The sequence below is a fragment of the Rothia sp. HSID18069 genome (genome assembly GCF_003989155.1).
GTDB classification, from domain to species: Bacteria; Actinomycetota; Actinomycetes; order Actinomycetales; family Micrococcaceae; genus Rothia; species Rothia aeria.
In genome coordinates this window covers 1-4,642 of the sequence record NZ_RBMG01000012.1, presented here as the reverse complement: position 1 = coordinate 4,642, position 4,642 = coordinate 1, and the positions used below count along the sequence as shown (strand labels likewise).

At 51.2% G+C, this 4,642-nt stretch carries 7 protein-coding genes; all 7 read left to right on the top strand.

Features of this window, described 5'->3' with window-relative positions:
- Window positions 1–536 (top strand): hypothetical protein (locus D8M41_RS11530; RefSeq protein ID WP_161970786.1); only part of this gene is annotated, 536 nt, incomplete at its 5' end.
- A 27-nt stretch (window positions 537–563) separates the two neighbouring features.
- Window positions 564–1,478, top strand: coding sequence for an RNA polymerase sigma factor (locus tag D8M41_RS11335; RefSeq protein WP_126927063.1), 915 nt, complete (start codon window positions 564–566; stop codon window positions 1,476–1,478).
- A gap of 134 nt (window positions 1,479–1,612) precedes the next feature.
- Window positions 1,613–1,930, top strand: a complete 318-nt coding sequence (locus D8M41_RS11330; protein ID WP_037233298.1) for a hypothetical protein — start codon at window positions 1,613–1,615, stop codon at window positions 1,928–1,930.
- Between the two features lie 25 nt (window positions 1,931–1,955).
- Window positions 1,956–2,750 carry a hypothetical protein gene (locus D8M41_RS11325; RefSeq protein ID WP_126927062.1) on the top strand — a complete coding sequence of 265 codons (795 nt, stop codon included), beginning with the start codon at window positions 1,956–1,958 and terminating at the stop codon, window positions 2,748–2,750.
- Window positions 2,747–3,226, top strand: coding sequence for a hypothetical protein (locus D8M41_RS11320; RefSeq protein ID WP_126927061.1), 480 nt, complete (start codon window positions 2,747–2,749; stop codon window positions 3,224–3,226). Before D8M41_RS11325 ends, D8M41_RS11320 begins: the two co-directional genes overlap by 4 nt.
- A 381-nt stretch (window positions 3,227–3,607) precedes the next feature.
- The gene (locus D8M41_RS11315; protein ID WP_126927060.1) at window positions 3,608–3,877 is read left to right on the top strand and encodes a hypothetical protein; all 270 of its coding nucleotides are present in this window, start codon (window positions 3,608–3,610) and stop codon (window positions 3,875–3,877) included.
- 103 nt (window positions 3,878–3,980) lie between these two features.
- On the top strand, window positions 3,981–4,642 hold a 662-nt coding region (locus tag D8M41_RS11605), incomplete at its 3' end, for an acyl-CoA synthetase (RefSeq protein WP_153269380.1).

Below are 4,642 nucleotides of genomic sequence, written 5' to 3'. Positions count from 1 at the left end.
CCACACTGTGCCACGCCGGAATACCGGCGACATCTGTGGACGCTGCGACGTTTGTTCGCATGATTGATCTGGTGCTGGGTCGGGCCACTGCCCCGGTGCAATCCCCAAATGGCTACGTCACAGCCGCTATGAAAAATGGGTGGGGTGAGCTGCTCTCGAAAGCCCAGTCACAGCCCGGCAATGGGGCAGGAATATCTTCTGCTGCGGTATGCCGTCAGCACCGGTGCCGCCTGTCGGCGGGGGAGTGTAAGCGGTGCATCGCCGAGCATCGGGCCGCTGAGCTGGATGAGGTGCAGCACGAGCTGACCTGGAGGCGGCACCTGGGGGATATTGATGTAGCGGCCCTAGAGGTATCTTTACGCCGGGCTGGGTGCAGTGTGGATGCTCTGCCGGTGCAGGTGTTTGGTCAGCGCATTATGGACGCTCTAGAGGGTGGGGTATCCGCGACGACTCAAGGGCTGTACGAATTTTTCAAGAATAATCATCAGGAAATTTTTAAGATCCCGGTCAGCGGCAGTGCTGGTATCTGGGTATAAGGAAAGCGACGTGAACAGGAGTCGAAAATGGTCTTAGTAAATTCAAAACAAGCTGCCCACGCCGCCGCTTCTAGTGTAGCGGCACTCCAGGCTAAGAATCCAATGGATTCAGTGGATTCACAGGTTAAATCTGTGGTGGCCGCGAGTGAGGGTCTGGTGTGGAATGAGGCGACGGCTGAGGCTTTCGAGACGATCCGTGAGGTTATCACGTATGAGCTTGCAAAGTATGACCTGTGCGAATATGCGGAGGATGTGTACCAGGATACATACCTGGCAGCTTTTCACACGCCGTCAAGGGTTGGTCCGTCTCAGGGTGAATTAGGGGCCTGGTTTCGGGGGATCGCTCGTTATGTAGCTCGTATGTGCGTGCGGCGGGTTTTGAGGAATGATGCGCTGGTGCTGAGCCTCGATGCTGAGCAGGATCTTGATGTGGAGCAGCAGGATCTTGATGTGGAGCAATATCAGCAGCTGGAGCATATCTTGCGGGCCTTGTCACTAGCGGTTGGTCATCATGTGGCGTTTGAACGTGCGCTGGTGCTGGCGTTTCGGCATGATGGGGATACGGGGGCTGCTGCTGAGTTTTTAGGTATTCCTCGGCGGACGGTGCAGTGGTCGCAGCAGATGGTGCGGAAGTTCGGGGTTGTGATTGCTCGGGCTTTGACGGTGCGTGCGGCACGGGAAGAGTACGGGAAAGCCCATGAGCCGGTGACGGTTGGGGAGTTGTTGTGGTGTTTACCGCAAGAAGTGGACGCTGCCGGGTATGTGCAGCTGCTCGGGCAGGTGGGGTCGGTGAAGAAAGTGTCTAAGGCTGATGTGATGGCTGTGACTGGGCTTTCCCGTCCGGAGGCTGGCCGGTATGTGTCTGAGGTGGTACGGATGCTATCGATCGCCCGGTCGGTCGTAGAAACCGGCACTCTCGCTATTGCTGAGAAGGAGGCGTAAAGCATAGATGGTTGTTTTATTGAATTTTTTCTCGCGGCCATAATCATTCTTTGTGGAGAAATGATCGTAATTGCCGGAATGGTATTTCTCATGATTTTGCGGGAAGTTGCTAATTTTTAGAAAGGAATTCAGAAATGAGTAAAAAAGAACTAGGCATTATTCCTCGGCTTCGGTGGGTCTATACAGGGATTGCTGGCGCATTACTTTTAGCAAGTGCATTTTTCGCTGCGAAGGGCGGAGTATTTGCCCAGGATTGGGGAAAGTCGGTACCTATATACATTCTTAGCACGATGCAAAATTTTGTGGAATATATAGTCCGTGAATGCCTGAGTGGGGTAAGTACAGGCGGTGCAGAAACAGCGGTATTTTTTACATTTGGTGTTTTCTATGCTTTTTTCGCAGCGGAGGCTTGGGTGGAATATGCTGATAGTCTTCCTAAAAATAAAAATTAGTTGGAAATAGAAAGGGGTTTCTGTTATGCGCATCGAAAGCGTTCTAATTCTCGTCGTTGTTGCTATTTTTATTTTGTGGGCCTTCAAGAAAGGATATGTCAAGGCTTTGTGGAAAGGTTACGTTTTCTCGTTTGACATTGGTACAGCCGAGGACGGTTCTGACACTCGTGTGTTAAAACTTGAGCAGGGATGGATGTTTCGTAAGTTCGTGGGAGCTTCACCTATTATTGGGTATATTCCTATTTCTAGGGAAAATGTTTCTTATTTTCTGAGTACTAATCGAGAAGGGTATGGTCAGCGGCTTATTCCTTTGATGAAGGCTATGCGGCATTGGGAACAAAATATATATAACGCTGAAGACGAGCAGCAGACTAGGAATGCGTACTGGCAAGCGGCGGAGCAGGTGCAGGAAGAATTGGAGAAAGTCTACCGTAGGGTTGATTTTCTTTCTTCAGGTGCCGTCGAGGGCGCAGGCGGTGTTTTTGCTCTGCGGGATGTGCGCGAGAATCGTTCCGAGTTTGATAATCCCCTTACTCTGTCGTCTGCTAGGTGGCTTGGTATGGCTGCTGAGTTTTTAGGTCTTTTATCCCGGTCTGCCTATGAGAATTTTCTAGATTCATGCGAAGGCATGGATAAAGAAGATATTGTCCTTATGGATGAAGATGTACGACAGGAGATCATGAGGTATGTGGATGATCCGAAGCAGGAGCGGAAGCTCCGCCGCCGTAAGAAGTGGGCTAGTTTCTGGGAGTATCCGCTAGATTCTCAGTGGTCTTGGGGTAAATCCCTGAATTTGAAGGGACAGGAGAGGAAACCATGATGGCGAGCATGTTAGTTGATTTTCTTGTTTTTGTAAGCATTCTTACTTTGTGCATCATAGTCATAGTAAATATCGATAAATTAGACTCCTTAGTTTCTTCTTCAGCAGTTCCAGGGTCTGGTGAACAGAAGAAGAATAGGTATCTTGGTGTGGCATCAAAGAAACGGTGGGTAGCCGTTCTGTATGGGGTAACCCATTTTCTAATTTTATTTGGTGGGTGGGCTGTCCTTATGTATTTCGTCATGATTTCCTGGGTCGTGCCTACCTTTATGGATTGGGTCTTTCAGAATGCTGGTTTTCATGATGGGCGTTATGTGCCGTGGTGGCCGTATCTGCTGTTGATGGTTTCCTGCTTTTTCTTCTCGGGATTGGGAATTAGCATGTTACATTACAGTCTTGTGTGGGTTGTGAAGCGGCTGCTTTTGCGTTTTGGTTTTCTGGAATGGAAAGCGCTTTCTGCGATAATTGAAGGTTAAGTCGTGTGAACGAGCATGGGTCTGTTCAAGTGTGTTTGTGGGATGGTCAGGGAATTCTTGTCTGTGTATGGGCTAAGAGTATACTGCGCATATTTCATATGATATTAAAGTAATATCATATTGGTTTTAGGTGGCTGCCATTTTTGTGGTGGCCACCTTCTTTTTATGCCCACGCGGGCAGTGAGAGAAAAGTTTTTTGCTGTTTTTGTTGCGCTTTTAGCTCCCAAAAGCAACTTATATGTGAGACCCCCGTTTTTTAGGTGCCTAGTGGCGCTTGTGGTGCTGGGTGCTTGGGGGTCTGGGTTTTTCCTGGGCTGTGTTGGTCTGGGAAGTCTAGTAATTAGTGGAGGAAATGTGCTTGCTGCGCTGAATTCTTTTTTTATGAAGACTGCTGTGGTGATGGCTGAGGTGCCGAATCCAGGGCAAGGGGAGGCCCCGCCCGGGTCTGGTGGTTTTCTGACGTTTCTTAAATGGGGTGCCTGGATCGTCTTTGGTCTAGCGGTGCTAGGGGTCTTGATTACTGCTGGAGCGATGATGATTAACCATCATCGAGGCCAGGGTGGGCAACATCTCGCGGCATTGGGCTGGGTCTGCGGCGGGTCTGTGGTCGCTGCTTCTGCCTCGGGTATTGTTGGCGCGTTTGTGAAGTAGCCGCTGCCGGTTTGGTGGGTAGGGCCACTATAACCGTGCCCCTACCCACCTGTCTTTCATTTATTCCCTTCAATCTCTTGCATTTCTTGGAAGGAGCGCGTGTATGAGTGGGAAAGTATCGTTACCGAAGTGGAAGCTTGGGGGTCTTATCTCGGTCGGCGTGTTGCTGCTGGCGGTGGTGATTATTTCCTTACCGCGTGGTGGTGGGGATAGTTCCTCGTCGTCGTCTGCTTCTGCTGCCGCCGGTGGCACCGGGGGAGCTTCATCGGCTGCTGGGTGTGCTGGTGCTGGGGTCTCTGCTGATGAGTCGGTGCGGGATCGAGCGCCTAAGGGCACGCAGTGGGTGACGACGGATTCGGGGTGGACCGGGCCGGTGTCATCGTCTGTAGGGCCGAAAACAGACGATCCGTTCCGGCGCTGTTTTGAGCATTCAGCAGAAGGTGCTTTGTACGCGGCGGCGTGGACACTGGTGCAGATTAATGACCCAGAGGTACGTAATGCTGCGTTGGATCAGGCGTTAACGGGGCCTGGGCGGGTGGCTGCGAAAGAGAGCCTGCTCAAAAGTAAAGCTCGTAATGGTGAATCGTCGTTCCAGCTGGGTGGGTATAAGTATTTATCGTTTTCTTCGGATCGGGCCTCGATTCGGGTGATGATTCAAACCTCCTCTGGTGAGTGGCGGAGTATGGATATGGTCATGGTGTGGGAAAACGGGGACTGGCGGTTGCATGTTCCTGCGGATGCGCGCAGTAGTATTTCCCGGGTGAC

Bases quoted from the DNA above. Each gene is read 5' to 3' on its own strand.
- D8M41_RS11335 (WP_126927063.1), top strand. From the start codon at position 564: ATGGTCTTAGTAAATTCAAAACAAGCTGCCCACGCCGCCGCTTCTAGT.
- D8M41_RS11315 (WP_126927060.1), top strand. From the start codon at position 3,608: ATGAAGACTGCTGTGGTGATGGCTGAGGTGCCGAATCCAGGGCAAGGG.
- D8M41_RS11325 (WP_126927062.1), top strand. From the start codon at position 1,956: ATGCGCATCGAAAGCGTTCTAATTCTCGTCGTTGTTGCTATTTTTATT.
- D8M41_RS11330 (WP_037233298.1), top strand. From the start codon at position 1,613: ATGAGTAAAAAAGAACTAGGCATTATTCCTCGGCTTCGGTGGGTCTAT.
- D8M41_RS11320 (WP_126927061.1), top strand. From the start codon at position 2,747: ATGATGGCGAGCATGTTAGTTGATTTTCTTGTTTTTGTAAGCATTCTT.